The organism is Actinacidiphila alni, from assembly GCF_900112845.1.
In the GTDB taxonomy this organism is placed as follows: Bacteria; Actinomycetota; Actinomycetes; order Streptomycetales; family Streptomycetaceae; genus Actinacidiphila; species Actinacidiphila alni.
The window spans coordinates 186,747-213,213 of the sequence record NZ_FONG01000005.1 but is presented as its reverse complement, the minus strand read 5'-3'; the positions used below and the strand labels follow the sequence as shown (position 1 = coordinate 213,213).

38 protein-coding genes are annotated in these 26,467 nt (G+C 68.6%); 3 read left to right on the top strand and 35 right to left on the bottom strand.

What is annotated here, in order from left to right:
* Positions 1-3 precede the first annotated feature (3 nt).
* The 30 genes from rpsK to BM076_RS10695 form a co-directional block, all read right to left on the bottom strand.
* A complete protein-coding gene (gene rpsK / locus BM076_RS10845; protein ID WP_006376016.1) occupies positions 4-408 on the bottom strand; it encodes a 30S ribosomal protein S11 in 405 nt (134 codons plus the stop codon).
* Positions 409-476: 68 nt separating this feature from the next.
* Positions 477-857, bottom strand: a complete 381-nt coding sequence (gene rpsM, locus BM076_RS10840; protein ID WP_093713228.1) for a 30S ribosomal protein S13 — start codon at positions 855-857, stop codon at positions 477-479.
* A 197-nt stretch (positions 858-1,054) separates the two neighbouring features.
* A complete protein-coding gene (gene rpmJ, locus BM076_RS10835) occupies positions 1,055-1,168 on the bottom strand; it encodes a 50S ribosomal protein L36 (protein WP_003956441.1) in 114 nt (37 codons plus the stop codon).
* A gap of 38 nt (positions 1,169-1,206) precedes the next feature.
* Positions 1,207-1,428, bottom strand: a complete 222-nt coding sequence (infA, locus tag BM076_RS10830) for a translation initiation factor IF-1 (RefSeq protein WP_003956442.1) — start codon at positions 1,426-1,428, stop codon at positions 1,207-1,209.
* Between the two features lie 165 nt (positions 1,429-1,593).
* A complete protein-coding gene (gene map, locus BM076_RS10825; RefSeq protein ID WP_093713227.1) occupies positions 1,594-2,430 on the bottom strand; it encodes a type I methionyl aminopeptidase in 837 nt (278 codons plus the stop codon).
* A 104-nt stretch (positions 2,431-2,534) separates the two neighbouring features.
* On the bottom strand, positions 2,535-3,191 hold the full coding sequence (locus BM076_RS10820) for an adenylate kinase (protein WP_093713226.1): 657 nt from the start codon (positions 3,189-3,191) through the stop codon (positions 2,535-2,537).
* A complete protein-coding gene (gene secY / locus BM076_RS10815; protein WP_093713225.1) occupies positions 3,191-4,507 on the bottom strand; it encodes a preprotein translocase subunit SecY in 1,317 nt (438 codons plus the stop codon). The genes BM076_RS10820 and secY overlap by 1 nt, the downstream gene beginning before the upstream one ends.
* A 203-nt stretch (positions 4,508-4,710) precedes the next feature.
* Positions 4,711-5,166 (bottom strand): 50S ribosomal protein L15, encoded by a 456-nt coding sequence (gene rplO, locus BM076_RS10810; protein WP_093713224.1) that lies wholly within the window; start codon positions 5,164-5,166, stop codon positions 4,711-4,713.
* Positions 5,167-5,168: 2 nt separating this feature from the next.
* Positions 5,169-5,351 (bottom strand): 50S ribosomal protein L30, encoded by a 183-nt coding sequence (gene rpmD, locus BM076_RS10805; protein WP_093713223.1) that lies wholly within the window; start codon positions 5,349-5,351, stop codon positions 5,169-5,171.
* On the bottom strand, positions 5,351-5,956 hold the full coding sequence (gene rpsE, locus BM076_RS10800) for a 30S ribosomal protein S5 (RefSeq protein ID WP_093713222.1): 606 nt from the start codon (positions 5,954-5,956) through the stop codon (positions 5,351-5,353). The genes rpmD and rpsE overlap by 1 nt, the downstream gene beginning before the upstream one ends.
* Before the next feature lie 42 nt (positions 5,957-5,998).
* On the bottom strand, positions 5,999-6,382 hold the full coding sequence (gene rplR, locus BM076_RS10795; protein WP_093713221.1) for a 50S ribosomal protein L18: 384 nt from the start codon (positions 6,380-6,382) through the stop codon (positions 5,999-6,001).
* 2 nt (positions 6,383-6,384) lie between these two features.
* Positions 6,385-6,924, bottom strand: coding sequence for a 50S ribosomal protein L6 (gene rplF, locus BM076_RS10790; protein ID WP_093713220.1), 540 nt, complete (start codon positions 6,922-6,924; stop codon positions 6,385-6,387).
* Between the two features lie 21 nt (positions 6,925-6,945).
* Positions 6,946-7,344 carry a 30S ribosomal protein S8 gene (gene rpsH / locus BM076_RS10785; protein ID WP_093713219.1) on the bottom strand — a complete coding sequence of 133 codons (399 nt, stop codon included), beginning with the start codon at positions 7,342-7,344 and terminating at the stop codon, positions 6,946-6,948.
* Positions 7,345-7,575: 231 nt separating this feature from the next.
* Positions 7,576-7,761 carry a type Z 30S ribosomal protein S14 gene (locus tag BM076_RS10775; RefSeq protein ID WP_093713218.1) on the bottom strand — a complete coding sequence of 62 codons (186 nt, stop codon included), beginning with the start codon at positions 7,759-7,761 and terminating at the stop codon, positions 7,576-7,578.
* Between the two features lie 3 nt (positions 7,762-7,764).
* The gene (gene rplE, locus BM076_RS10770; protein WP_093713217.1) at positions 7,765-8,325 is read right to left on the bottom strand and encodes a 50S ribosomal protein L5; all 561 of its coding nucleotides are present in this window, start codon (positions 8,323-8,325) and stop codon (positions 7,765-7,767) included.
* Positions 8,325-8,648: a 50S ribosomal protein L24 gene (gene rplX / locus BM076_RS10765; protein ID WP_093713216.1), complete on the bottom strand. Its 324-nt coding sequence runs from the start codon at positions 8,646-8,648 to the stop codon at positions 8,325-8,327. Before rplX ends, rplE begins: the two co-directional genes overlap by 1 nt.
* 3 nt (positions 8,649-8,651) lie before the next feature.
* A complete protein-coding gene (gene rplN / locus BM076_RS10760; RefSeq protein ID WP_031524788.1) occupies positions 8,652-9,020 on the bottom strand; it encodes a 50S ribosomal protein L14 in 369 nt (122 codons plus the stop codon).
* A gap of 104 nt (positions 9,021-9,124) precedes the next feature.
* The gene (gene rpsQ, locus BM076_RS10755; RefSeq protein ID WP_093713215.1) at positions 9,125-9,412 is read right to left on the bottom strand and encodes a 30S ribosomal protein S17; all 288 of its coding nucleotides are present in this window, start codon (positions 9,410-9,412) and stop codon (positions 9,125-9,127) included.
* Positions 9,412-9,645 carry a 50S ribosomal protein L29 gene (gene rpmC, locus BM076_RS10750; protein ID WP_093713214.1) on the bottom strand — a complete coding sequence of 78 codons (234 nt, stop codon included), beginning with the start codon at positions 9,643-9,645 and terminating at the stop codon, positions 9,412-9,414. The genes rpsQ and rpmC overlap by 1 nt, the downstream gene beginning before the upstream one ends.
* Positions 9,645-10,064: a 50S ribosomal protein L16 gene (gene rplP / locus BM076_RS10745; RefSeq protein WP_093713213.1), complete on the bottom strand. Its 420-nt coding sequence runs from the start codon at positions 10,062-10,064 to the stop codon at positions 9,645-9,647. Before rplP ends, rpmC begins: the two co-directional genes overlap by 1 nt.
* 6 nt (positions 10,065-10,070) lie before the next feature.
* The gene (gene rpsC, locus BM076_RS10740; protein ID WP_093713212.1) at positions 10,071-10,904 is read right to left on the bottom strand and encodes a 30S ribosomal protein S3; all 834 of its coding nucleotides are present in this window, start codon (positions 10,902-10,904) and stop codon (positions 10,071-10,073) included.
* Positions 10,904-11,251 (bottom strand): 50S ribosomal protein L22, encoded by a 348-nt coding sequence (gene rplV, locus BM076_RS10735; RefSeq protein ID WP_093713211.1) that lies wholly within the window; start codon positions 11,249-11,251, stop codon positions 10,904-10,906. Before rplV ends, rpsC begins: the two co-directional genes overlap by 1 nt.
* Before the next feature lie 45 nt (positions 11,252-11,296).
* Positions 11,297-11,578, bottom strand: coding sequence for a 30S ribosomal protein S19 (rpsS, locus tag BM076_RS10730; protein WP_014178772.1), 282 nt, complete (start codon positions 11,576-11,578; stop codon positions 11,297-11,299).
* A gap of 12 nt (positions 11,579-11,590) precedes the next feature.
* Complete coding sequence (gene rplB, locus BM076_RS10725; RefSeq protein ID WP_093713210.1) at positions 11,591-12,427, bottom strand: 50S ribosomal protein L2; 837 nt, start codon at positions 12,425-12,427, stop codon at positions 11,591-11,593.
* Between the two features lie 47 nt (positions 12,428-12,474).
* On the bottom strand, positions 12,475-12,816 hold the full coding sequence (gene rplW / locus BM076_RS10720) for a 50S ribosomal protein L23 (protein ID WP_093713209.1): 342 nt from the start codon (positions 12,814-12,816) through the stop codon (positions 12,475-12,477).
* Complete coding sequence (gene rplD, locus BM076_RS10715) at positions 12,816-13,493, bottom strand: 50S ribosomal protein L4 (protein WP_093713208.1); 678 nt, start codon at positions 13,491-13,493, stop codon at positions 12,816-12,818. Before rplD ends, rplW begins: the two co-directional genes overlap by 1 nt.
* Before the next feature lie 5 nt (positions 13,494-13,498).
* Positions 13,499-14,143 carry a 50S ribosomal protein L3 gene (rplC, locus tag BM076_RS10710; RefSeq protein WP_093713207.1) on the bottom strand — a complete coding sequence of 215 codons (645 nt, stop codon included), beginning with the start codon at positions 14,141-14,143 and terminating at the stop codon, positions 13,499-13,501.
* Positions 14,144-14,156: 13 nt separating this feature from the next.
* Positions 14,157-14,465 (bottom strand): 30S ribosomal protein S10, encoded by a 309-nt coding sequence (gene rpsJ, locus BM076_RS10705; protein ID WP_014144312.1) that lies wholly within the window; start codon positions 14,463-14,465, stop codon positions 14,157-14,159.
* 426 nt (positions 14,466-14,891) lie between these two features.
* Positions 14,892-16,061, bottom strand: a complete 1,170-nt coding sequence (locus BM076_RS10700) for a hypothetical protein (RefSeq protein ID WP_143120550.1) — start codon at positions 16,059-16,061, stop codon at positions 14,892-14,894.
* 141 nt (positions 16,062-16,202) lie between these two features.
* A complete protein-coding gene (locus BM076_RS10695; protein ID WP_093713205.1) occupies positions 16,203-16,424 on the bottom strand; it encodes a hypothetical protein in 222 nt (73 codons plus the stop codon).
* A gap of 202 nt (positions 16,425-16,626) precedes the next feature.
* On the opposite strand from BM076_RS10695, the gene BM076_RS10690 reads away from it, so the two are divergent.
* The 3 genes from BM076_RS10690 (at position 16,627) to BM076_RS10680 (ending at position 21,253) form a co-directional block, all read left to right on the top strand.
* On the top strand, positions 16,627-17,331 hold the full coding sequence (locus tag BM076_RS10690) for an ABC transporter ATP-binding protein (RefSeq protein ID WP_093713204.1): 705 nt from the start codon (positions 16,627-16,629) through the stop codon (positions 17,329-17,331).
* Entirely contained in the window at positions 17,328-19,193 is a 1,866-nt protein-coding gene (locus BM076_RS10685) for a hypothetical protein (protein ID WP_093713203.1), read from the top strand. Before BM076_RS10690 ends, BM076_RS10685 begins: the two co-directional genes overlap by 4 nt.
* 407 nt (positions 19,194-19,600) lie before the next feature.
* Positions 19,601-21,253 carry a PIG-L family deacetylase gene (locus BM076_RS10680; protein WP_093713202.1) on the top strand — a complete coding sequence of 551 codons (1,653 nt, stop codon included), beginning with the start codon at positions 19,601-19,603 and terminating at the stop codon, positions 21,251-21,253.
* Positions 21,254-21,370: 117 nt separating this feature from the next.
* Here BM076_RS10680 and tuf read toward each other — a convergent pair whose 3' ends face one another.
* The 5 genes from tuf to BM076_RS10655 form a co-directional block, all read right to left on the bottom strand.
* Entirely contained in the window at positions 21,371-22,564 is a 1,194-nt protein-coding gene (tuf, locus tag BM076_RS10675; protein WP_093713201.1) for an elongation factor Tu, read from the bottom strand.
* Between the two features lie 81 nt (positions 22,565-22,645).
* A complete protein-coding gene (gene fusA / locus BM076_RS10670) occupies positions 22,646-24,775 on the bottom strand; it encodes an elongation factor G (RefSeq protein ID WP_093713200.1) in 2,130 nt (709 codons plus the stop codon).
* A gap of 39 nt (positions 24,776-24,814) precedes the next feature.
* Positions 24,815-25,285: a 30S ribosomal protein S7 gene (gene rpsG / locus BM076_RS10665; RefSeq protein WP_093713199.1), complete on the bottom strand. Its 471-nt coding sequence runs from the start codon at positions 25,283-25,285 to the stop codon at positions 24,815-24,817.
* Between the two features lie 2 nt (positions 25,286-25,287).
* Positions 25,288-25,659, bottom strand: coding sequence for a 30S ribosomal protein S12 (rpsL, locus tag BM076_RS10660; protein ID WP_014144289.1), 372 nt, complete (start codon positions 25,657-25,659; stop codon positions 25,288-25,290).
* Between the two features lie 261 nt (positions 25,660-25,920).
* Positions 25,921-26,412, bottom strand: a complete 492-nt coding sequence (locus tag BM076_RS10655) for a DUF1707 and DUF4190 domain-containing protein (protein WP_093713198.1) — start codon at positions 26,410-26,412, stop codon at positions 25,921-25,923.
* Between the last annotated feature and the right edge of the window lie 55 nt (positions 26,413-26,467).

Sequence of the window (26,467 nt, the reverse complement as noted above, 5' to 3'; positions counted from 1 at the left end):
GGGTCAGACGCGGCGGCGCTTGGGCGGGCGGCAGCCGTTGTGCGGGGTCGGGGTGACGTCCTGGATCGAGCCGACCTCGAGGCCGGTGGCCTGGAGGGAGCGGATCGCGGTCTCCCGGCCGGAGCCGGGACCCTTCACGAAGACGTCCACCTTGCGCATGCCGTGCTCCTGCGCGCGGCGGGCGGCCGACTCGGCGGCCATCTGCGCGGCGAAGGGGGTGGACTTGCGCGAGCCCTTGAAGCCGACGTGGCCGGCGGAGGCCCAGGAGATCACGTTGCCCGCGGGGTCGGTGATCGAGACGATCGTGTTGTTGAACGTGCTCTTGATGTGGGCGTGCCCGTGAGCGACGTTCTTCTTTTCCTTGCGGCGCACCTTCTTGGCTGCGCCCTGACGGCCCTTAGGAGGCATGTGTCAATTTCTCCCGGTGGAGGTGGTCGGTCCTACAGCGAAGACCGCTGATGAGCGTCCGCTGAGGACTACTTCTTGCCCGGCTTCTTCTTACCGGCGATGGCGCGACGCGGACCCTTGCGGGTACGGGCGTTGGTGTGAGTGCGCTGACCGTGGACCGGCAGGCCACGACGGTGGCGCAGGCCCTGGTAGCAGCCGATCTCGACCTTGCGGCGGATGTCGGCCTGAACCTCGCGACGGAGGTCACCCTCGGTCTTGAAGTTCGCGTCCACGTACTCGCGGAGCTTGACGAGGTCTTCCTCGGCAAGGTCGCGGACGCGGGTGTCGGGGTTCACACCGGTTTCCTTCAGCACCTGCTTCGAGAGCGAGCGGCCGATGCCGAAGACGTAGGTGAGGGCGATCTCCACGCGCTTCTCGCGCGGGAGGTCAACGCCTGAAAGGCGTGCCATTTTCTTGGCTCCTGATGGTTTCGGAGGTCTTCCGCAGTGCCGGATCCCGCCCGCCGACCGTTCCGTGCCGGAACAGTGGTACGTCCGGGTCTCCGGCCTCCGCCGGAGGTGTCGTCACCTTGAAGCAGGAGACGGGCACTGCGTATGTACTGATGTGCGTCGCGCGAAGTTCTGCGGATGCAGGGGGTCGGCGTGCGTCAGCCCTGGCGCTGCTTGTGGCGCAGGTTGTCGCAGATGACCATGACCCGGCCGTGACGGCGGATCACCTTGCACTTGTCGCAGATCTTCTTGACGCTCGGCTTGACCTTCATGAGGTGAGGTTCTCCGGGTCTTGAGATCTACTCGGTTGCTACTTGTATCGGTAGACGATCCGTCCGCGCGTCAGGTCGTAGGGAGACAGCTCCACCACGACCCGGTCATCCGGGAGGATACGGATGTAGTGCATCCGCATCTTGCCGCTGATGTGCGCGAGGACCTTGTGACCGTTCTGCAGCTCCACCTTGAACATCGCGTTCGGCAGAGACTCGATCACGGTGCCCTCGATTTCGATGGCGCCTTGCTTTTTGGCCATGTCCTGCTTTCGGGATCGGCTACCTTGGTCGACCCCCGGACATGCCAAAGGACACGCGGGAGCCGACGTGTCAGTCTACGTCACGCCACCCGGAAAGACGAATCAGGGATGTATGCCCGGCCCCGAAGATCATTAAGCCACGGCACATACGTACGCCCCGCGCCCTCAACCCAGCGGATCGGGGGCGGCCGTCACGCCGTATTCCGCCAGCTTCGCCTTGCCGCCGTCCTCGGCGGTGAGGACCAGGGGGCCCTGGTCGGTGAGGGCGATGGAGTGCTCCCAGTGGGAGGACCAGGAGCCGTCGTCGGACTTGACCGTCCACTCGTCCTCGAGGACGTGGGTGCGCGGGGTGCCGAGGGTCACCATGGGCTCGATGGCCAGGCAGACGCCGGGGACCAGCTTGATGCCCCGGCCGCGCTTCTTGGTGACGTAGTTCAGCAGGTGCGGGTCCATGTGCATCTCGGTGCCGATGCCGTGGCCGCCGTAGTCCTCGACGATGCCGTACTTGCCGGAGGCGGGCCGCGGCTGGCGGCGGATGTAGCCCTCGATCGCCCGGGAGATGTCCTCCAGGCGGTTGCCCTTGCGGAAGGCGGCGATCCCCGCCCACATGGACTCCTCGGTGACCCGGCTCAGCTCGACCAGCTCCGGCGCGTGCCCGCCGCCCACGAAGCAGGTGAAGGCCGCGTCGCCGTGCCAGCCGTCCACGATGGCGCCGGCGTCGATGGAGATGATGTCGCCGTCCTTGAGGACCGTCTCCCGGTCCGGGATGCCGTGCACCACCACGTCGTTGACCGACGTGCAGATGTTGCCGGGGAAGCCGCCGTAGCCGAGGAAGTTGGGCTTGGCACCGTGGTCCGCGATCACCTTCGCGGCGACCTCGTCGAGGTCCTTGGTCGTCGCCCCGGGCACCGCCGCGGCACGGGTCGCCCGATGGATCGCCGCCACGACCAGCCCGGCCTCACGCATCTTGGCGATCTGATCGGGGGTCTTGATCTCCACCATCGCGGCTGGCGCCTTCCTCGTGTCGCGGTTGTACCTGTTCAACCATACGGCCGTGGTGCCCGTCGGGGCACCACGGCCGTATGCCGTGCTCAGTGGGGCGCGGGCTACGCGTTGCCCGCCCGCAGGGCGTCCATCGCCCGCTGGGTGACCTCGGCCACCGGGCCGAGCGCCGAGATCGTCACCACAAGGTCCTGCTGCTTGTAGTAGTCGATGATCGGCTCGGTCTCGCGGTGGTAGACCTCCAGGCGGGTCCGCACCTTGTCCTCCGCGTCGTCGCTGCGCTGGTACAGCTCGCCGCCGCACTCGTCGCAGACGCCCTCGGTCTTGGGCTGCTTGTACTCGACGTGGAAGACGTGCGCGCTGTTGTTGCGGCAGACCCGGCGGCCGGCGATCCGCTTGACGACCTCGTCCTCGGGGACCTCCAGGTCCAGCACGCCGTCGAGCGCGATGCCGTGCCGGGCGAGGTAGGTGTCCAGCGCCCGCGCCTGGAACTCGTTGCGCGGGAAGCCGTCGAGCAGGAAGCCGTCGGTGGCGTCGGCCTGGTCCAGGCGGTCCTCGGCCATGCCGATGGTGACCTCGTCCGGGACCAGATTGCCGGCGTCCATGTACGCCTTCGCCTGCTTGCCCAGGTCGGTCCCCTGGCTGATGTTGGCGCGGAACAGGTCGCCCGTGGAGATGTGCGGGATCGACAGGTTCTTGGCGAGGAACGCGGCCTGCGTACCCTTGCCGGCGCCGGGGGGCCCGACCAGGACGATTCGCATCAGCGGAGGAACCCTTCGTAGTTACGCTGCTGGAGCTGGCTCTCGATCTGCTTCACCGTCTCGAGACCGACACCCACGATGATGAGGATGCTCGTACCGCCCAGCGGGAAGCTGCCGTTGCTCCCGTTGAAGACCGCGATGGCGACCGTCGGCACGAGAGCGATGAGACCCAGATACAGCGATCCCGGCCACGTGATGCGGTTCAGCACGTAACTCAGGTACTCCGCGGTGGGGCGGCCGGCCCGGATACCCGGGATGAAGCCACCATACTTCTTCATATTATCCGCCACTTCCTCGGGGTTAAACGAGATAGCGACGTAGAAGAAGGCGAAGAACACGATCAGCAGGAAGTAGGCGGCCATGTAGATCGGGTGGTCGCCCTTGGTCATGTTGCGGCTGATCCACTGCGCCCAGCCCGCGGTCGAACCGGAGAACTGGACGATCAGCGCCGGGATGTAGAGCAGCGACGACGCGAAGATGACCGGGATCACACCCGCCTGATTGACCTTCAGCGGGATGTACGTCGACGTGCCGCCGTACGACCGGCGGCCGATCATGCGCTTCGCGTACTGCACCGGGATGCGGCGCTGGGCCTGTTCCACGAAGACCACCAGGCCGACCATCGCGAGGCCGACGGCGATCACCGCGAGGAACTCCACCCAGCCGCCGGCGATCTTGCCGGAGACCTTGATCGCCCACAGCGAGCCGGGGAAGCCGGCCGCGATGGCGACGAACATCAGGATCGACATGCCGTTGCCGATGCCCTTGTCGGTGATCAGCTCACCGAGCCACATGATCATCACGGTGCCGGCGGTCATGGTGGTGACCATCGTCACGGTGGTGAAGATCGACTGGTTCGGCACGATGTCGAACTTGTTCTGGCAGCTGGAGAAGAGGCTGCCGGAACGGGCGGTGGCCACCAGGCCGGTGCCCTGCAGGACCGCCAGCGCGACGGTCAGGTAGCGGGTGTACTGCGTGATCTTCGTCGTGCCCGCCTGGCCCTCCTTCTTGAGGGCCTCCAGACGCGGGATCACCACGGTCAGCAGCTGCAGGATGATGCTCGCCGTGATGTACGGCATGATCCCGAGCGCGAAGATCGTGAGCTGGAGCAGAGCGCCGCCGCTGAACATGTTCACCAGGCCGAAGAGGCTGTTGCTGCTCTTCGTGTCCTTGATGCACTGGTTGACCACCGAGTAGTCGATCCCCGGCACCGGCACGTGCGCGCCGAGTCGGTAGATCACCACGATGCCCAACGTGAACAGCAGCTTCTTCCGCAGGTCGGGCGTCCTGAACGCCCGTGCGAACGCGGTGAGCACGGTGCCTCCTGCACCCCCCGCGCACGGCGGAAGGACGGTCTGATGAGGTGCTGACTGAATACTTGGCCGTACGGGAACCTTGGCCACCCTACCCGCGAGGCAGGCTCCCTAGGAATGACCAATCGGCCAAGGAAATACACAGGAAAGAACGACCGGGGATGCCCCTAGGTGCTGGGCATCCCCGGTCGGGTGTGACATGGGACTCAGATGAGTTCGGTCACGGTACCGCCGGCGGCGGTGATCTTCTGCTGGGCGGACCCGGAAACCGCGTCCACGGTCACCTGGAGCGCCACGGTCACCTCGCCGGTGCCGAGCACCTTGACGAGCTGGTTCTTGCGCACCGCGCCCTTGGCGACCAGATCGGCCACCGTGACCTCGCCACCCTCGGGGTAGAGGGCCGCGAGCTTGTCCAGGTTGACGACCTGGTACTCGGTGCGGAACGGGTTCTTGAAGCCCTTGAGCTTCGGGAGCCGCATGTGGAGGGGCATCTGCCCGCCCTCGAAGCGCTCCGGAACCTGGTAGCGGGCCTTGGTGCCCTTGGTGCCACGACCGGCCGTCTTGCCCTTGGACGCCTCACCACGACCCACGCGGGTCTTGGCGGTCTTGGCGCCCGGAGCCGGACGGAGGTTGTGGATCTTGATCGGGTTGTCGTTACCCATGATCAGTCGACCTCCTCGACCGTGACGAGGTGGCGGACGGTCCGGACCATGCCGCGGATCTCCGGGCGGTCCTCCTTGACCACCACGTCGTTCAGCCGCTTCAGGCCGAGCGAACGCAGGGTGTCACGGTGGTTCTGCTTGCTGCCGATGTAGGACTTGGTCTGGGTGACCTTCAGGCGGGCCATTACGCACCCACCCCGGCACGCGCACGCAGCAGGGCGGCGGGCGCGACGTCCTCGATCGGCAGACCGCGGCGGGCGGCGATCTCCTCGGGGCGCTGCAGCCCCTGGAGCGCGGCCACCGTGGCGTGCACGATGTTGATCGCGTTGTCCGAGCCGAGGCTCTTGGACAGCACGTCGTGGATACCGGCGCACTCCAGGACGGCGCGCACCGGGCCACCGGCGATCACACCGGTACCGGGGGAAGCAGGCTTGAGCAGGACGACGCCCGCGGCCTTCTCGCCCTGGATCGGGTGCGGGATGGTGCCCTGGATACGGGGGACCTTGAAGAAGTGCTTCTTGGCCTCCTCCACACCCTTGGCGATGGCGGCCGGCACCTCCTTGGCCTTGCCGTAGCCGACACCGACGGTGCCGTCACCGTCGCCCACCACGACCAGCGCGGTGAAGCTGAAGCGACGACCACCCTTCACAACCTTGGCGACGCGGTTGATCGCGACGACCCGCTCGACATAGGCGGTCTTCTCGGCCTGCTGGCCGCCGTCCCGCCGGTCCTTACGGTCCCGTCGCTCGCCGCCACCGGCACCGCTTCCGCGGCGCTGGGGTCCAGCCATTGGAATTACCTCTCTTCGTTTTCCGCTAGCTACGGAACCGGATCAGAACTTCAGTCCGGCTTCGCGGGCGGCGTCCGCCAGGGCGGCGATGCGCCCCGCGTACTGGTTGCCGCCACGGTCGAACACGACAGCCTCGACGCCCTTGGCCTTCGCACGCTCGGCCACGAGCTGGCCGACCTGCTTGGCCTTGGCGCTCTTGTCGCCTTCGCCGCCGCGGATGGACGCGTCGAGGGTCGACGCCGACGCGAGCGTGTGGCCCGCGAGGTCGTCGATGACCTGCGCCACGATGCCCCGGTTGGACCGGGTCACGACCAGGCGCGGACGCTCCTGCGTACCGGAGATCCGCTTGCGGACCCGGATGTGCCGGCGCTTGAGCGCCGCACCCTTGTACGCCTTGCCCTTGGCGATCTTCACACCGTATGCCATGGCTACTTACCAGCCTTTCCGACCTTGCGGCGGATGACCTCGCCGGCGTACTTGACGCCCTTGGCCTTGTACGGGTCGGGCTTCCGCAGCTTGCGGATGTTGGCGGCCACCTCGCCGACCTTCTGCTTGTCGATGCCCTCGACGGAGAACTTCGTCGGGGACTCGACCTTGAAGGAGATCCCCTCGGGGGCCTCGACGAGAATGGGGTGGCTGTAGCCCAGCGCGAACTCCAGGTTGGAGCCCTTCGCCTGGACGCGGTAGCCGACACCGCTGATCTCGAGTGCCTTGCTGTAGCCCGCGGTCACGCCGGTGATCATGTTCGCCACCAGCGTGCGGGACAGGCCGTGCAGGGCCTTCGAGACACGCTCGTCGTTGGGACGCGTGACGTGCAGCGTGCCGTCCTCGCCCTTAGCGATCTCGATCGGCGCGGCGATGGTGTGCGACAGGGAACCCTTGGGGCCCTTGACACCGACCGTACGGCCGTCGATGGTGACGTCCACTCCGGCGGGAACCGAGATGGGCAGCTTGCCGATGCGCGACATTGCTCTACCTCGCTTTCCCGGTTACCAGACGTAGGCGAGGACTTCCCCACCCACGCCCTTCTTCTGCGCCTGCTGGCCGGTGAGCAGACCGTGGGACGTGGAGATGATCGCCACGCCCAGGCCGCCGAGCACCTTCGGCAGGTTGGTGGACTTTGCGTAGACCCGCAGGCCCGGCTTGCTGATGCGCTTGATGCCGGCGATCGAGCGCTCGCGGTTCGGGCCGAACTTCAGCTCGAGGACGAGGTTCTTGCCGACCTCGGCGTCCTCGACCTTCCAGCCGGTGATGTAGCCCTCCTGCTGGAGGATCTCCGCGATGTGCGACTTGATCTTGCTGAACGGCATCACGACATCGTCGTGGTACGCCGAGTTCGCGTTACGCAGACGGGTCAGCATGTCTGCGATGGGGTCGGTCATGGTCATGAGTTGGCCCTGGGCCTCTCTCGCCGGGGTTTCCTATCTGTGCCATCCCTCTCCCCGAGAGGTGCTCCGCTCGGTGGCGGGCACGTCGGGACGGGTGCGGCACGGGGACCTACGGCGTAGTAAGTCGAATCGGGCGGCGGGCGCCCAACCCTTCTACCTTACGGTAAAAAGGTCGGGCTCCCGACCGTCCTGATGCTTACCGAGAGTTCCTGGTGGTCCGGTCGCCCGGAACTACCAGGAGCTCTTGGTCACGCCCGGCAGCTCGCCGCGGTGGGCCATCTCACGAAGGCACACACGGCACAGGCCGAACTTGCGGTAGACGGAGTGCGGCCGGCCGCAGCGCTGGCAGCGGTTGTACGCGCGCACAGCGAACTTCGGCTTACGGGCGGACTTGGCAATGAGAGCCTTCTTCGCCACGGCTCACGCCTCCTTGAACGGGAAGCCGAGGTGACGCAGGAGGGCGCGGCCCTCGTCGTCGTTGGTCGCCGTGGTGACCACGGTGATGTCCATACCCCGGACGCGGTCGATCTTGTCCTGGTCGATCTCGTGGAACATGACCTGCTCCGTGAGACCGAAGGTGTAGTTGCCCCGGCCGTCGAACTGCTTCGGCGACAGGCCGCGGAAGTCGCGGATGCGCGGCAGCGCGAGCGACAGCAGCCGGTCCAGGAACTCCCACATGCGGTCACCGCGGAGGGTGACGTGGGCGCCGATCGGCTGGCCCTCACGCAGCTTGAACTGCGCGATGGACTTGCGGGCCTTGGTGACCTGCGGCTTCTGGCCGGTGATCGTGGCGAGGTCGCGGATGGCGCCCTCGATCAGCTTGGAGTCGCGGGCGGCGTCGCCCACACCCATGTTGACCACGATCTTGGTGAGACCGGGGATCTGCATGACGTTCTCGTAGGAGAACTGCTCCTGCAGCTTGCCCGTGATCTCCTCGCGGTAGCGCGTCTTCAGGCGGGGGGCAGTGGTGGTGGCAGTCATCAGATGTCCTCACCGGTCCGCTTGGCGACGCGGATCTTGTTGCCCTCGTCGTCGAACCGGTAGCCGACGCGGGTCACGACCTTCTTGCCGTCCTTCTCAACAACCAGCTGCACGTTGCTGACGTGGATGGGCGCCTCGGTGGTGATGATGCCGCCGGTCTTGGAGCCACGGTCGGTCTGGCCGGCCTTGGTGTGCTTCTTGACCCGGTTGACACCCTCGACGAGGACACGGTCCTGGGCGGGGTAGGCCACGATGACCTTGCCCTGCTTGCCCTTGTCCTTGCCGGTGATGACCTGGACCAGGTCGCCCTTCTTGATCTTCATCGGTTACAGCACCTCCGGCGCGAGCGAGACGATCTTCATGAACTTCTTCTCGCGCAGCTCACGGCCGACGGGGCCGAAGATACGGGTGCCGCGGGGGTCGCCGTCGTTCTTGAGGATGACGGCGGCGTTCTCGTCGAACCGGATGTACGAGCCGTCGGCGCGACGGCGCTCCTTGACGGTCCGGACGATGACCGCCTTGACGACCTCGCCCTTCTTCACGTTGCCACCGGGGATCGCGTCCTTGACGGTGGCGACGATGACGTCACCGATTCCCGCGTAGCGGCGACCCGAGCCACCGAGAACACGGATGCAAAGGATCTCCTTGGCACCAGTGTTGTCGGCGACACGAAGTCGCGACTCCTGCTGGATCACGTCTATCTCCTGATTGTCGCGTCGGTTCCCGGCGGGGCCCGCTCTGTGCGAGCGGGCCGCCGCCGAGCCTGACGGAACGGTCCTGAGGGAGTGCCCTCAGGTGATTACTTGGCCTTCTCGAGGATCTCGACGACGCGCCACCGCTTGGTCGCGGAGGTCGGCCGGGTCTCCATGAGGAGGACCCGGTCGCCGATGCCCGCGGCGTTCTGCTCGTCGTGCGCCTTGAGCTTGTTGGTGCGGCGGATGACCTTGCCGTACAGGGCGTGCTTCACACGGTCCTCGACGGCGACCACGACGGTCTTGTCCATCTTGTCGCTGACCACCAGACCCTCACGGGTCTTGCGGAAGCCGCGCTGCGCTTCGGTCGTCTCAGTCACATTCTTCTCGCTCATCAGGCGCTCTCCACCGTCTCCACCGTCTCGATGCCCAGCTCACGCTCGTGCATCAACGTGTAGATCCGGGCGATGTCCTTGCGGACCACCTTGAGCCGGCTGTTGTTCTCGAGCTGCCCGGTGGCTCCTTGGAAGCGGAGGTTGAACAGCTCCTCCTTCGCCTCGCGCAGCTTGTTGACGAGTTCCTCGTCGCCCAGCTGGCGCAGCTCGGAAGCCTTGGTACCGGCCGCCATTACAGCTCACCTGCCTCGCGCCGCACGATGCGGCACTTCATCGGAAGCTTGTGCGCGGCGCGGGTCAGCGCCTCACGAGCAACCTTCTCGTTCGGGAAAGACAGCTCGAACATCACCCGACCGGGCTTGACGTTCGCGATCCACCACTCGGGAGAACCCTTACCGGAACCCATGCGGGTCTCGGCCGGCTTCTTGGTGAGCGGGCGGTCCGGGTAGATGTTGATCCAGACCTTGCCGCCGCGCTTGATGTGACGGGTGATGGAGATACGAGCGGACTCGATCTGCCGGTTGGTCACGTAGGCGGGCGTGACGGCCTGCAGGCCGTACTCGCCGAACGCCAGCTCCGTGCCGCCCTTGGCCATGCCGTCACGGCCGGGGTGGTGCTGCTTGCGGTGCTTGACCCTGCGGGGGATCAGCATGGTGACTCAGCCTTCCGTTCCGGGGGTCTCCGGCGTCGCCGCCGGGGCCTCAGTCGCGGGAGCGTCGGCGGCCTTGGGGGCCCCGCCGTCGGTCTGCGGACGGCGGCCACGGCCACCGCGCTCGCCACCGCGACGCTGCGGACGCTCGTTGCCGCCGCCGCGGGCCGGGCGGTTGCCGGCGCGGGCCGCGGCGTTGTCGGCGCGGACCTCGGCGATGTTCTTGACGTCGCCCTTGTAGATCCAGACCTTCACACCGATCCGGCCGAAGGTGGTCTTGGCCTCGAAGAAGCCGTAGTCCACGTTGGCGCGCAGGGTGTGCAGCGGGACCCGGCCCTCGCGGTAGAACTCGGAGCGGGACATCTCGGCGCCGCCGAGACGGCCGCCGCACTGGATCTTGATGCCCTTGGCGCCGGCCTTCATGGTGCCCTGCATGCTCTTGCGCATGGCACGGCGGAAGGAGACGCGGGAGGACAGCTGCTCGGCGACGGCCTGGGCCACCAGCTGAGCGTCCATCTCCGGGTTCTTGACCTCGAGGATGTTGAGCTGGACCTGCTTGCCGGTCAGCTTCTCCAGGTCGCCGCGGATACGGTCGGCCTCCGCGCCGCGGCGGCCGATGACGATGCCCGGCCGGGCGGTGTGGATGTCGACGCGGACACGGTCACGGGTGCGCTCGATCTCCACCTTGGAGATGCCCGCCCGCTCCATGCCCTGCGTCATCATCTTGCGGATGGCGACGTCTTCCTTGACGTAGTCCTTGTACAGCTTGTCGGCGTACCACCGGGACTTGAAGTCCGTGGTGATGCCGAGCCGGAACCCGTACGGGTTTACCTTCTGGCCCATTACCGGGTTCCTTCCTTGCTGCTGACGACCACGGTGATGTGGCTGGTCCGCTTGCGGATCCGGTACGCACGGCCCTGGGCGCGCGGCCGGAACCGCTTCAGGGTCGGGCCCTCGTCCACGTACGCCTCGCTGACGAACAGCGACTCGGCGTCGGTGTGGTCGTAGTTGTGCGCGGCGTTGGCGATGGCGCTGTCCAGCACCTTGCCGACCGGCACGCTCGCGGCCTGCGGGGTGAAACGCAGGACCGCCTGAGCCTCCGTGGCGTCCATGCCACGGATGAGGTCCACCACGCGGCGGGCCTTCATGGGCGTGACGCGGATGTACCGCGCCTGGGCCCTGGCTTCCATGGTTGTCCCTTCAGTGTCTGTCTTCGTCGTCACGGTTCAGCCCGCTCAGCGACGCCGCGACTTGCGGTCGTCCTTCTCGTGCCCGCGGAAGGTGCGGGTCGGTGCGAACTCGCCGAGCTTGTGGCCGACCATCGACTCAGTGACGAACACCGGGACGTGCTTACGGCCGTCGTGCACCGCGATCGTGTGACCCAGCATCGCCGGGACGATCATCGAGCGGCGGGACCAGGTCTTGATGACGTTCTTGGTGCCTGCCTCGTTCTGCACGTCCACCTTTTTGATCAGGTGGTCGTCGACGAAGGGCCCCTTCTTGAGACTGCGCGGCATCTACACCCGCTCCTAGCGCTTCTTGTTCGTCTTGCGGCGGCGGACGATGTACTTGTTGCTCGCCTTCTTGGGAGAACGAGTACGACCCTCCTTCTGACCCCACGGGGAGACCGGGTGGCGACCACCGGAGGTCTTGCCCTCACCACCACCGTGCGGGTGGTCCACCGGGTTCATGGCGACACCGCGGACGGTCGGGCGGACGCCCTTCCACCGCATGCGGCCGGCCTTGCCCCAGTTGATGTTCGACTGCTCGGCGTTGCCGACCTCGCCGATCGTGGCGCGGCAGCGGACGTCGACCATCCGGACCTCGCCGGACGGCATGCGAAGGGTGGCCATGGTGCCTTCCTTCGCCAGCAGCTGCACGGAAGCGCCCGCGGAACGGGAGATCTTCGCGCCGCCACCGGGCCGCAGCTCGATCGCGTGGATCGTCGTACCGACCGGGATGTTGCGCAGCGGCAGGTTGTTGCCCGGCTTGATGTCAGCGTTGGGGCCGTTCTCGATCCGGTCGCCCTGCTGGAGCCGCGCGGGGGCGAGGATGTAGCGCTTCTCGCCGTCCGCGTAGTGCAGCAGCGCGATGCGCGCGGTGCGGTTGGGGTCGTACTCGATGTGCGCGACCTTGGCGGGCACGCCGTCCTTGTCATGGCGACGGAAGTCGATGACTCGGTAGGCGCGCTTGTGGCCACCGCCCTGGTGGCGGACGGTCACACGACCGGCGTTGTTACGGCCGCCCTTGCTGTGCAGCGGGCGGACCAGCGACTTCTCCGGCGTGGACCGCGTGATCTCGACAAAGTCGGCGACGCTGGAGCCACGACGGCCCGGAGTCGTCGGCTTGTACTTGCGGATACCCATTTCTCAGTCCTCGGTGAATTCAGGACTTCGACACGATCCGGTCCCCGTTAGGAGACCGGGCCGCCGAAGATGTCGATTCGGTCGCCCTCGGCAAGGGTCACGATGGCGCGCTTGGTGTTGGCACGCTTGCCGAAACCGGTGCGGGTGCGCTTGCGCTTGCCCTGCCGGTTGATCGTGTTGACCCCGATGACCTTGACCTGGAAGACCGCCTCGACGGCCTGCCGGATCTGGGTCTTGTTCGCGCGCGGGTCGACGACGAACGTGTACTTGTTCTCGTCCAGCAGCGCGTAGCTCTTCTCGGACACCACCGGCTTGATCAGCAGGTCACGCGGGTCCGTGTAGGTCTTGCTGGTGACGACCGCGCCGTTGGCGGCAGTTGCCTCGCTCATCAGGCTTCGCTCCCTTCGAGCTCATCCTCGGAGGCAACGGCCTTGCCGGAGGCGGCGGGCCCGGCCACGAAACGCTCGAAGGCGTCCTTGGTGAAGACCACGTCGTCGGAGACGAGCACGTCGTACGTGTTCAGCTGACCGGCCTCCAGGATGTGCACCTGGGGCAGGTTGCGGGCGGACAGCCACGCGGTCTCGTCGGCGCGCTCGACGACCAGGAGCACGTTCTTGCGCTCGCTGATCTTGGCGAGCAGGCTCTTGGCGGCCTTCGTCGACGGCGCGGAGCCCTCGACGACGCCGGAGACGACGTGGATGCGGTTGTGCCGCGCACGGTCGGTCAGGGCACCGCGGAGGGCGGCCTTGACCATCTTCTTCGGGGTGCGCTGCGAGTAGTCGCGCGGCACGGGACCGTGGACGACGCCACCGCCGGCGAACTGCGGGGCGCGGGTCGAACCCTGACGGGCGCGGCCGGTGCCCTTCTGGCGGTACGGCTTGCGGCCACCACCGCGGACCTCGCCACGCGTCTTCACCTTGTGCGTGCCCTGGCGGGCGGCGGCGAGCTGCGCGACGACGACCTGGTGGATCAGCGGGATGCTGACCTTGGCGTCGAAGATCTCGGCCGGGAGCTCTACGGTCCCGGCGGTGTCGCCCGACGGCGACAGGACGTTAATGGTGCTCATATCCTTCAGGCCCCCTTGGCCGCGGTGCGGACCAGGACGAGGCCGCCGTTCGGACCAGGAACCGCGCCCTTGATGAGCAGCAGGCCCTTCTCCGCGTCAACGGCGTGGACGGTCAGGTTCTGGGTGGTGACCCGCTCGTTGCCCATGCGGCCCGCCATGCGCAGGCCCTTGAACACACGGCCCGGGGTGGCGCAGCCACCGATGGAGCCGGGAGAGCGGTGCTTGCGCTGGACACCGTGTCCGGCGCCGAGGCCCTTGAAGTTGTGACGCTTCATGACACCGGCGAAGCCCTTGCCCTTGCTCTTGCCGGTCACGTCGACCTTGATGCCGGCCTCGAACACCTCGGCGGTGATCTCCTGGCCGAGCGCGTACTCCGCGGCGTCCGCGGTGCGCAGCTCCACCAGGTGGCGGCGGGGGGTGACGTCGGCCTTCGCGAAGTGGCCCTTGAGGGGCTTGTTCACCTTGCGCGGGTCGATCTCGCCGAAGGCGAGCTGGACCGACTCGTAGCCGTCGGCGTCGTTCGTACGGACCTGGGTGACGACGTTCGGTCCGGCCTTGACGACAGTGACTGGGACGACACGGTTGTTCTCGTCCCAGACCTGGGTCATGCCGAGCTTCTCGCCCAGGATGCCCTTGATCTGCTTGGTCATCTCTCCGCGCCTCTCAGAGCTTGATCTCGATGTCGACGCCGGCCGGAAGGTCCAGGCGCATCAGCGAGTCAACGGTCTTGGGCGTCGGGTCGAGGATGTCGATCAGGCGCTTGTGCGTGCGCATCTCGAAGTGCTCGCGCGAGTCCTTGTACTTGTGCGGCGACTTGATGACGCAGTACACGTTCTTCTCAGTGGGCAGCGGCACCGGGCCCGCGACCTGCGCACCAGTACGGGTCACCGTCTCGACGATCTTCTTCGCCGAGGAGTCGATGACCTCGTGGTCGTAGGCCTTGAGCCGGATGCGGATCTTCTGTCCCGCCATGGCTACTCCGTAGTCCTTGTCTCATTTACGCTCTGGCATCCGCTACTCCGACCCACGCGGTCGGGCGTGTCGCGCCCCTTCCGTGAATTTCCGCATGCGGAAATCCCTTGGCAGGGGGTTGCGTGGGAGATAACACCCACCGGATGCCTGGCCGGAACCGCACTGACGCTTCCCGGAAGATTCCCGTACGTCCGCCCCAGTGCTGCCCCGAGGGGCAGGTAGGGCGACGAGTACTGTGGGACTCGCTTCCGGTCCCCCCGACGGGAGGCGCGCAGCATCGGCGCTCGACCGAGCAACTTGGACAGTGTGCCATATGGGGCATGGCCGTGGCCAATCGAGCCGGAGAGCTTACCCCTCCGCGTCCGATCGCCAAACCTGGGGCGCGCGGGGGCCGCGTACAGGCTGCCCAATGACCCGCGCGGCGGGCTAGCTGCGGGGGTCGCGGTGCGTGACCCGTCCCGTCTCGTCCGCGGTCAGGGTGGCGTCGCCGTTGCCGTCCCGGACGGTCACCACGATCCGCACGGCCTTGGTCTTCGCATCGCGGGTGACGTCGATCTGCCAGTCGCCGGCGCCGTTCACATGGAGCGTCGTCCTCGCCTCGCGCACCAGCGCGGGCATCTTCTCGTACGGCAGGGTGCTCAGCGGGACCGGCAGCCGGTCCGCGGTCCACTCGGCGGGCGTGGTGCCGCGCGCGGTCATCCGGTGCTCGCTGATCGTGAGGCGGATCGCGGTGGGCGCGCCCGCGGTGACCATCGAGTTCGCGGTCGTCCGCAGCAGCCCGCCGGTCAGGATCGAGCCGCTGACGTCGGCGGTCGTGATGCTGTCGGTGACGGTGGTGGTGGTCGACGACGAGTCCGACGTCGCATCCGACGACGCGGAGACCGAGGGTGCGGGGTGCGCGCCGGAGTCGGCGCCGTCGTCCTTGAACAGGTCGCCGCGGAAGAGGACGACGATCACGGCGGCCCCGGCCAGCAGCCCGAAGAACGCCATCAGGCAGCCGAGCCCGACCTTCTGCGCGGTGTCCTTCTCCCGGGACGACTCCGGCGCCGAGTCGAGCACCGCCTCCGCCCGCCGCCGCGACCACTCGGCGTCCGGCTCGGCGACGAGGGCGACTTCCCACGGTTTGTCGACGCGGTACTCCACCACCACGATCCCGCGCACCTTGTAGTCGGGGATGTCCACCAGATTGATGGTCTCGTCGGTGTTCACCCGGTACGCGGGCCGCTCGTCGGGCGCCACCGTCAGATCGAAGGCGACGGGGATGTCCGCGGATTCGCCGGTGCTGGTGGCGCGCCGGCTCTCGATCATGGCCAGCGCCTTGCGCCGTTCCACGACCGGCTTGTCCGTCCTCCGCTCGAAGACGCCGGTCCCGGCCAGCAGGAACAGCGCCGTGACCCCGGCGCCCGGGCCCCACAGGGCGGGCCTGCCGATGACGAGCCCGCACACCAGGGCGGCGATCGTGGCGCCCAGCAGCAGGCCGAGGATCAGCGACCGCAGCGGGCTGCCGTCGTCCTCGCCGCTGCCGCCGGCCACGGCAGGTTCGGCCGGTGCGTGCTCCGTGTCCCGCGTCTCCCCCGGTCCCCCCATAGCTGTCACACCGGGAATTGTGGCCCGGCCGGGGCACCGGCGGAAGGCGGCCGGGCGTCCTGCGGGTGATCGGGTGTCACAAGGCCGTCACGGCGGTCGCCGGGCCGGGGGCGGGCCTGCCGCCCCCGGTGGCGCACGGTGCCGGTGGGGTCAGTGGGTGTAGAGGTAGAAGTACTGGCCGACGCCCTGGCAGAGGAAGACCGGACCCCACAGGTCGTGGCCCGCGACGCCGGCCGCCTGGCACTGCTCCTGCGTGGTGTAGATGCCCGCCAGGTGCGGGAATTCCTGCGACGCGTGCGCGGAGGTCGCGGCGCCGAGCGGGATCAGGGCGGCGACCGCGGCGGCGGCGAACAGTCCGATGCGTTGTCTCACGTTCCGACTCCTCAAAGTGACAGATTTCCTGACAGACAGTCAGGGACCGTGCGGAGTGGTGCGATTGCGCTCGCATGCTATCGGGATGACGCCCTATAGGTCTATACCAATAGGGCAGTGATGTGGCGCTGATGTGGCGGCGGACGGCACAGCGCGGCGTATTAGGGTCTCGGCATATCCACCCACGGCACGGAGGGCCCGCATGAAGGCGACCAAGGGTGCGGGCGCGCTGCTGCGGCTGCGCAAGGTGAGCCGCAGCTACGGCGAGCGCAAGGCGCTGCTGCCGCTGGACCTGGACCTGGTGCCGGGCGGGTGCACCGCCCTGTTCGGGCACAACGGATCCGGCAAGTCGACGCTGCTGCGGATCGCTGCGGGCCGGGACGCCCCGACGTCCGGCGAGGCGCTGTTCGCGGGCCGCGCGGTCAGCGAGGACGACCCGCAGGTACGCGCCCGGGTCGCGGTCGTCGGCGACGCCGTCGCCTGCTACCCGGACCTCACCGTCCGCGAGCACCTGGAACTGGTCACCGTCGCGCACGCGGTGGACGACGCCGACGCCTGGATCGACCAGGTGCTGGCCGACCGGCGGCTGTCCGACCACGCCGACGCGTTGCCCGGCTCGCTGTCCTCGGGCCAGATGCAGTCGCTGCTGCTCGCCGCCGCCCTCGTCCGGCCGCGCGACCTGCTGATCCTGGACGAGCCGGAACAGCGGCTCGACCCCGACGCCCGGCAGCGCCTGGCCGAACTCCTCGCCGCCGAGAAGGCCGACGGCGTCGCCGTCCTGCTCGCCACCCACCAGACCGACCTCGCCGAGGCCGTCGCCGACCGCATGATCGCCCTGGAGGACGGCCGCGTCATCGCCTCCGGCGCGCCCGCCGCGGTCCTGCGCGAGCTGGGCCTGCGGCCGTGACGCGGGAAACGACGGCGGCGGCCGGCCGCGGCGCCGACCCGGACCGCGATGCCGACGCGGAGGCGGACGCTGTCGCGGGCCTGGACACGGACGCGCGTGCCGTCGCGGACACCGGCCCGGACGCGGACGCGGCTGCGGGCCTGGACACGGACCCGGGCGCGGATCGCGATGACGTCGCGGAGGCGGATTCCGTCGAGGACGCGGACGACGAGGTCTGGAGTGAGGCGGAGGACGACAGGACCGCCGAGACGCTGGCGTGGCTGAGGCGGAAGAGGCGGGCGCACCGCAGGGAGCAGGGGAAGGACCTGGCGGTCCTGCTCTACTGCGTGCTGCTCGGCGTCATCGGCTACGGCAGCGGCCTGGCGGTGCACTTCCTGCGCGAGCTGGAGCACGGCGCCGACTACGCCGGGGTCGGCCGCGATCTGCAACGCGGGCTGCCCGCGCTGTTCACCACCGTCACCGTCGCGCTCGCGCTGCTCGCCGCGCGCGACGCCCTGTGGCGCGGTCCGGTCGTCGTACCGGGGCCGACCGTCGGCTGGCTGCTGACCCAGCCGGTACGGCGGGCCGCGGTGCTGCGCCCGTGGTTCCGGCTGTCGGCCGGCCTCGCGCTGCTGCCCGGCCTGCTGGCCGGAGTCGCGGCCGGCGTCGTCCTGCGGGTCACCGGCCGCGCCGCCATCGGGCCCGCCCTGCTCGGCATGCTCCCGGCCGCGCTGTGCCTGCCGCTGCTCGCCGTCGCGCTCGGCATGGCCGTCGAACGGCGGCCCCGGCTGACCCGCGCCGTCCGGCGGTGGACCGCGCCCGCCGTCCTGCTGCTGGGCGCCCTGGTCGCCCAGAGCGCGCTGGCGGCGGCCGGCCACCGGGCGCGCGTCCTGGAGTGGGCCGAGCTGTGGTCGGGGCCGTGGGGCTGGGCCGCGCAGCCGGTGATCCGCGCGACCGGCGGCTCGGTGCCCGGCTGGCCGGCCGCGGTCGTACTGCTCGCCGCGGCCACCGCGGCGGCCGTGTACCGCGCGTACGGCGACGCCGCCCTGGTGCCGACGGGCCGGCTCAGGGAGCGGGCCGCCACCGCGACCACCGTCTCCTCGGTGATGTGGTCCATGGAACTGCGCGCCGCCAAGCTCGCGATCATGGAGGCGGGCGGTGGCAGCACCGCCCGCGGGCTGCGGCTGCCGCCGCCGCGCGGCCGGCTCGGCCGGCACCTCGTGGTCGAGTGGCGCGACCTGCTGGCCCTGCTGCGGGCGCCCGGCCGGCTCGGCCGGGCCGCCGTGTGGACGGCGTGCGGCACCGCGACCGCCGCGCTCGGCGTGGACCTCGGCGGTGAGCGGCGGGTGGTCGGGCTCGTCGTCGGCCTGCTCTTCGGTTACGCGGCGGTCGGCGCGCTCGCCGAGACGGCGCGGCTGGAGACCGACGACGTGCGCAGGGGCGCCTGGGCGCCCTTCCGCTTCCGCACGCTGATGCTGCGGCACGCCGTCGTGCCCGCTGTGCTCGGCGTCCTCCTCGGCCTGCTGGCCGCGGTGCCGCTCGCCGTCGCGGGTACGCCGGCCGCCCTTCTTCTCGTGCCGCTGTGCGCGCCGCCCTTCACCGCGGCCTCGCTCTTCTCCGCCTGCCGCGGGCCGGCCCGCACCCATCTGCTCTTCCTCGGCGGCAACACCCCGGCGGGCGGGCCGGGCCCGCTTCTGTTCGTCGCCTGGTACGCGGCCGGGCCCCTCATCTCCGTCACGGCCCTCGCTCTCGCCCTCAACGGGCCCCTCCACCACACCTTCTCCGGCTCCGCCGCGGCCCAACTCCTCCTCCTCGCCACCCTCCTCACCGCCTTCCTTCTCCTCCTCACCACCCGCGCCGCCGACCGCCTCATCCGCCCATAAGCCCGCGCCAGCGGAGTAGGGCGCCCCGTCAGGGGCGCGGCCCCTGTACCCGCGCGTGCGGAAGACGTTCACCCTCAGGGGCGCGGGGAACTGCGCGCCCAGCCCGCGCGCGCCTACAGACAAAAACCGCCCCCAGTGGGGCAGACGCTGTTGTTTTTGCGACCACCGGGCCGGTGGGGGCTGAGCGCGCAGTTCCCCGCGCCCCTAACTGAACGCACTCCGCAGGAGGGGACCGTCCTCCGCGGTGGCGAGGCAACCTGATCGCCACGCGTCGGCTCTTACCGGGCGTGAAGGACGATCACACCCCACAACCCCCGTCGCGCCGCGCGCTCCTGGCAACCCTCGGGGCCGCCGCCGCGACACTGAGCGGGTGCACGACGACGGTGCGGACGGCGGCGCCCGAGAGGATGGCGGCGCCGCCCGACCCACTGGCGACGCAGCCGTACGGCGAAATGGGCACCCCTTTGGTGATGCAGGTGCTGGCGCACCCGGACGACGACCTGTTCTTCATGAACCCGGACACCGTCCACTCGCTCCAGGCCGGCACCCCCGTGGTCTCGGTGTACGTGACGGCCGGCGAGTCGACCGGTGTGAACCACGAACCGTTCGGCCCGCGCCACCACCACCGGCACGACCGCGCCGCGTACTCCTCGGCGCGGCACCAGGGCCTGCGGCAGGCGTACGCGACGATGCTCGGCCTGCCGCACTTCACGCCGTGGACGACCGAGGTGCTCGACCTCGGCGGCGGGCTGCGCGCGGAGATGGACGCGCTGCGGCACGGCGACCGCCACGCCCGCCTGGTGTTCCTCCAGGTGTCGATGCACGAGCCCGCGCCGGGCGCGAGCCTGCCGCTGATGTGGTCGCGACCGGGCATCGCGCTGCCGTACGTCGACGCGCGGGACGCGCCCGCCGCCGACGACCGGCACAGCGTCTACACCCACCAGCGGCTGCTGGACGTCCTCGCGGGCCTGATGGAACGCTTCCGGCCGACGGAGATCAGGACCCTCGACCCGGACCCGGACATCCAGGCGCACACCGTCGGCGCCGAGCAGCCCGGCTTCTCCGACCACCGCGACCACACGGCGGCGGCGCTGTTCACCTGGAAGGCGATGGCGCAGTGGGTGTCACGGTCGGCGGCGGGCGCCGCCGGCGTGGTGCCCGCCTTCACCACCACTGCCTACCGCGGCTACTACGCCCACCACTGGCCGTACAACCTGCCGCCCGCCACGGTCGCGCTGAAGGCCCGCTTCCTGTTCCAGTACGGCGGCAACGCGGCCTGGCAGTGCGGCAACAAGGCGGGCTGCGGCGACTACGGCCAGGGCGAGAACGAGCCGCTGGCCAACCGCAAGGGCTGGATCCGCTCCACCCACCGCCGCTATTCGGGCGCGCACCGGATCGTGGCGGGGCCGTACGCGTACGAGGTGCTCGGCAACCGGGCGGTGCGGCGGGCGGAGACCCGGCCGGGCAGCGGGGTGTGGGGCGAACCGCAGGACTTGGGCGGCGGGACGCTCGCGCCGGCCCTGTCGTGCGTGCGCACCCGCGACGGCGAGACCCTGCTGTTCGCGCTGCGCTTCGCGGTCCTGGAGGGGCACGGCGGCCCGAACACCCGGGACATCGTCATGTGGCGCGGCGGCGGCTGGTCCTCGCTCGGCAGCCCGGAGACCGACCAGGACCGTACGCGGCGGACGGGTGTGCCGGTCGCGGTCACCGCGCCGGACGGCAGTGTGCACCTGTTCGCCCGCAACGCCGCCAAGGGTGTCAGCACCCGGGTGCTGACCGCCGGGGTGTGGAGCCCGTGGCGCGATCTCGGCGGCGGCGAGGTCCAGGACGGGCTCGCCGTCGTCACCGACGGGCGCGGCCGTATCCACGTCTTCGGCTCGGGCCACACCACCGTCCACCACTGGACCCAGCCCTCCCCCGCCGCCCCCGTCGCGTACGCCCCGCTGAAGCACCTCCCCACCCCGGGCGACATCCCGACCGCGGCCGGATCCCCAACGGGCACGATCACGCTGACGTATCCCCTCCCCGCAAGTTCGACGGAGTACAGCGCCCGTTTTTAAAGGGGCGCGGGGAACTGCGCGACAAGCCCCCACTCGCCCGCAGCGCAAAGCAAAGGGTGCCCCGTAACGCCGAAGCGTTACGGGGCACCCTTTTGAGGCTCTGCGAGCCGCAGGCGGTTACTTATTGATCTTCGTAACCTGGCCGGCGCCCACCGTCCGGCCACCCTCACGGATGGCGAACTTCAGGCCCTCTTCCATGGCGATCGGCTGGATGAGCTGGACGCTCATGGCCGTGTTGTCGCCCGGCATGACCATCTCGGTGCCCTCGGGGAGGGTCACGACGCCGGTCACGTCCGTGGTGCGGAAGTAGAACTGCGGACGGTAGTTGTTGAAGAAGGGGGTGTGACGGCCACCCTCGTCCTTCGACAGGATGTAGGCCTGGGCCTCGAACTCGGTGTGCGGGGTGACCGAACCGGGCTTGATGATGACCTGGCCGCGCTCGACGTCCTCGCGCTTGATGCCGCGGAGCAGCAGACCGACGTTCTCACCGGCCTGGCCCTCGTCGAGCAGCTTGCGGAACATCTCGATGCCGGTGACCGTGGTGGTGGTCTTCTCCTGCTTGATGCCGATGATGTCAACGGTCTCGTTGACCTTCAGGACACCACGCTCGATGCGGCCGGTGACGACGGTGCCACGACCGGTGATCGTGAAGACGTCCTCGATCGGCATCAGGAACGGCTTGTCGACGTCACGCTCGGGGGTCGGGATGGCCTCGTCGACGGCGTGCATGAGGCCGAGGAGCTTCTCGCCCCACTCCTTGTCGCCCTCGAGCGCCTTGAGCGCGGAGACGCGCACGACCGGCAGGTCGTCGCCCGGGAACTCGTACTCGGAGAGCAGCTCGCGGACCTCGAGCTCGACGAGCTCCAGGATCTCCTCGTCGTCCACCATGTCGGCCTTGTTCAGCGCGACGACGATGTACGGCACGCCGACCTGGCGGGCCAGGAGCACGTGCTCCTTGGTCTGCGGCATCGGGCCGTCGGTCGCGGCGACCACCAGGATGGCGCCGTCCATCTGCGCCGCACCGGTGATCATGTTCTTGATGTAGTCCGCGTGACCGGGGCAGTCGACGTGCGCGTAGTGACGCGACTCGGTCTGGTACTCGACGTGCGCGATGGAGATGGTGATACCGCGCTGGCGCTCCTCGGGAGCCTTGTCGATCTGGTCGAACGCCGAGGCCTCGTTGAGGTTCGGGTACGCGTCGTGCAGCACCTTGGTGATCGCCGCGGTAAGGGTCGTCTTACCGTGGTCGATGTGACCGATGGTGCCGATGTTGACGTGCGGCTTAGTCCGCTCGAACTTCGCCTTCGCCACTGGGGTCCTCCTGGGAGTGGATCTGTACGCCTTGCTTCATCGGCGCCAGGTGATCTTTGCTGGATGCAAGCCTAGAGCGACTTATTCGCCCTTGGCCTTCGCGATGATCTCCTCGGCGACGTTCCGCGGAACCTCGGCGTAGGAGTCGAACTGCATGGAGTAGCTGGCCCGGCCCGAGGTCTTGGACCGGAGGTCGCCGACGTAGCCGAACATCTCCGACAGCGGAACCAGGCCCTTGACGACCCGGGCACCGCTGCGCTCCTCCATGGCCTGGATCTGGCCACGGCGGGAGTTGAGGTCGCCGATGACGTCGCCCATGTAGTCCTCGGGCGTGGTGACCTCGACGGCCATCATCGGTTCGAGGAGCACGGGGCTCGCCTTGCGGGCACCCTCCTTGAACGCCTGCGAACCGGCGATCTTGAACGCCAGCTCGGAGGAGTCGACCTCGTGGTAGCCGCCGTCGATCAGGGTGACGCGGACGCCCACCATCTCGTAGCCGGCCAGGATGCCGAACTTCATGGCCTCCTGCGCACCGGCGTCCACCGACGGGATGTACTCGCGGGGGATGCGGCCACCGGTGACCTTGTTGACGAACTCGTAGGTCGCGTCGCCGCCTTCCAGCGGCTCCAGCATGATCTGCACCTTGGCGAACTGACCGGTACCACCGGTCTGCTTCTTGTGGGTGTAGTCGATGCGCTCGACCGTCTTGCGAATGGTCTCGCGGTACGCGACCTGCGGCTTGCCGACGTTGGCCTCGACCCGGAACTCGCGCCGCATACGGTCGACCAGCACCTCGAGGTGCAGTTCGCCCATACCGCCGATGATGGTCTGGCCGGTCTCCTCGTCCGAGTGAACCTGGAAGGAGGGGTCCTCCTCCGAGAGCCGCTGGATGGCGACACCCAGCTTCTCCTGGTCACCCTTGGACTTGGGCTCGATCGCGACCTGGATCACCGGCGCCGGGAAGTCCATGGACTCCAGGATCACCGGGTTCTTGTCGTCGCACAGCGTCTCACCGGTGGTGGTCTGCTTCAGGCCCATGACGGCGATGATGTCGCCGGCGCCCACCGACTCGATCTCCTCACGCTTGTTCGCGTGCATGCGGTAGATCTTGCCGATGCGCTCCTTCTTGCCCTTGACCGAGTTCAGCACGGCGGAACCCGACTCCAGGCGGCCCGAGTAGACCCGGACGAAGGTGAGCTTGCCCAGGTGGGGGTCGCTCATGATCTTGAACGCGAGACCGGAGAACGGCTCGTCGTCCGACGGCTTGCGCTTGATGATCTCTTCCGCGTTGCCGACGGCGTGGCCCTCGATGGCCTCGACGTCCAGCGGCGACGGAAGGTAGCGCACGACCGCGTCGAGCAGGGGCTGGACGCCCTTGTTCTTGAACGCGGTGCCGCAGAACACGGGGGTGACGGTGACGGAGCCCGCGCCGCCCTTGGAGGCGAGGGTGATCCGGCGGATCGCCGCGATGAGCTGCTCCTGGTCGGGCTCCTGGCCCTCCAGGTACAGCTCCATCATGGCGTCGTCGTGCTCGGCGACGGCTTCGAGCAACTTGCCGCGCCACTCGTCGGCCGCCTCGACGTGGGTGTCGGGGATGTCGACGGTGTCGTACATCTCGCCCTTGGTCGCCTCGGCGGACCAGACCAGCGCCTTCATCTGGACGAGGTCGACCACGCCCTTGAAGTCGGCCTCGGCGCCGATCGGCAGCTGCATGACCAGCGGCACCGCACCGAGGCGGTCCACGATCATGTCGACGCAGCGGTGGAACTCGGCGCCGGTGCGGTCGAGCTTGTTGACGAAGCAGATGCGGGGCACGCCGTAACGGTCGGCCTGACGCCACACCGTCTCGGACTGCGGCTCCACACCGGCGACGCCGTCGAACACCGTGACGGCGCCGTCGAGGACGCGGAGCGAACGCTCCACCTCGACGGTGAAGTCGACGTGACCGGGGGTGTCGATGATGTTGATGGTGTGGTCGACATCATCGAGCGGCCAGTGACAGGTCGTCGCGGCGGACGTGATCGTGATGCCGCGCTCCTGCTCCTGCTCCATCCAGTCCATGGTGGCTGCGCCGTCGTGGACTTCACCGATCTTGTACGAAACACCGGTGTAGAACAGGATCCGCTCGGTGGTCGTCGTCTTGCCCGCGTCGATGTGGGCCATGATCCCGATGTTGCGGACCCTGGCCAGGTCAAGCGAAGTGGTGGCCATGTGGCTCAGTCTTCTCTCGGTTCTCGATGGGGGTGGTGACTACCAGCGGTAGTGCGCGAAGGCCTTGTTGGACTCGGCCATCTTGTGCGTGTCCTCGCGGCGCTTCACGGAAGCACCCAGGCCATTGCTGGCGTCGAGGATCTCGTTCATCAGGCGCTCGGTCATGGTCTTCTCGCGCCGGGCGCGGGAGTAGCCGACCAGCCAGCGCAGCGCCAGCGTGTTCTGACGGCCGGGGCGGACCTCGACCGGGACCTGGTAGGTCGCACCGCCGACGCGGCGGGACTTGACCTCCAGGGTGGGCTTGATGTTCTCCAGCGCGCGCTTGAGCGTGATGACCGGGTCGTTGCCCGACTTCTCACGCAGGCCCTCGAGGGCGCCGTACACGATGCGCTCGGCGGTGGAGCGCTTGCCGTGCAGGAGGATCTTGTTGACGAGGGACGTCACCAGCGGGGAGCCGTAAACCGGGTCGATGATGACCGGGCGCTTCGGGGCGGGGCCCTTACGAGGCATTCTTACTTCTCCTTCTTGGCGCCGTAGCGGCTGCGAGCCTGCTTACGGTTCTTGACGCCCTGCGTGTCGAGCGAACCGCGGATGATCTTGTAGCGAACACCCGGAAGGTCCTTCACACGACCACCGCGCACGAGCACGATCGAGTGCTCCTGCAGGTTGTGGCCCTCACCCGGGATGTAAGCGGTGACCTCGATGCCGCTGGTCAGGCGCACACGGGCGACCTTACGCAGGGCCGAGTTCGGCTTCTTGGGGGTGGTCGTGTACACACGCGTGCAAACGCCACGACGCTGGGGGGAACCCTTCAGCGCGGGCGTCTTGTTCTTCTCGACCTTGTCCTGCCGGCCCTTTCGGACCAGCTGCTGGATCGTAGGCACCGTTTCTCCGGTTTCTGTGTGCCGATCTCGATACATCTAACCTGGGGCCCGACCCACGCGGTCGGGTGTGTCGCGGACCCCACACGTATCCGAACAAACGGAGAAGTGCGTATTTCGGGTGACGCGGCCTCGGTGGCCTCACGCGGTCGCATGGCACGCGCGAGGACCCGGGCACACCCCAGGCACAAGGTCAGAGCGTACCTACCGCATCGGCTGTGGTCAAAACAAATGCAAACGCGCAGATCAGCCGCTTCGGTCCGGTCAGCTGCCGACGGCGCTCAGCACCCAGACCAGGATCCAGAAGGCCAGACCGAGATAGCCGATCACCAGTCCGGCCGTCGCCATCCCGTCGCCCTGGTCGCCGCGCTCCTTGATCTGCTTCTTGGCCACGTGCCCGAGCGCGATGGCGCCGGCCGACCCCAGCCCGAAGCTGAACGAGCCCACCAGCGAGCAGACCAGCGCGCCGATCGCGGCCCCGTTGGTCTTCGGCGGCGGCGGATAACCGTACGGGTACGGCTGCGGATACGGCGGCATCGGCCGCGGCAGCGGCTTGAACGTGGCCGGCACCGGATACGGCTGCGCCGGCCCGGACCGCGGGATGTCCGCGGTCAGCTCGTCCAACTCGCTGTACGTACGCGCCGCGTAGGCCCGGCCGATCCGCTCCTCGTACTCCCCCTGCCGCAAACGGCCCTCGGTGAACGCGTCCTTCAGTACGTTCACCGCACGTTCCCGATCCGCATCCCCGGCCAGCATGCTTCCATAATGCCGCAGAGCGGCCGCCCCCGAGAGGGACGGCCGCTCTGTGACA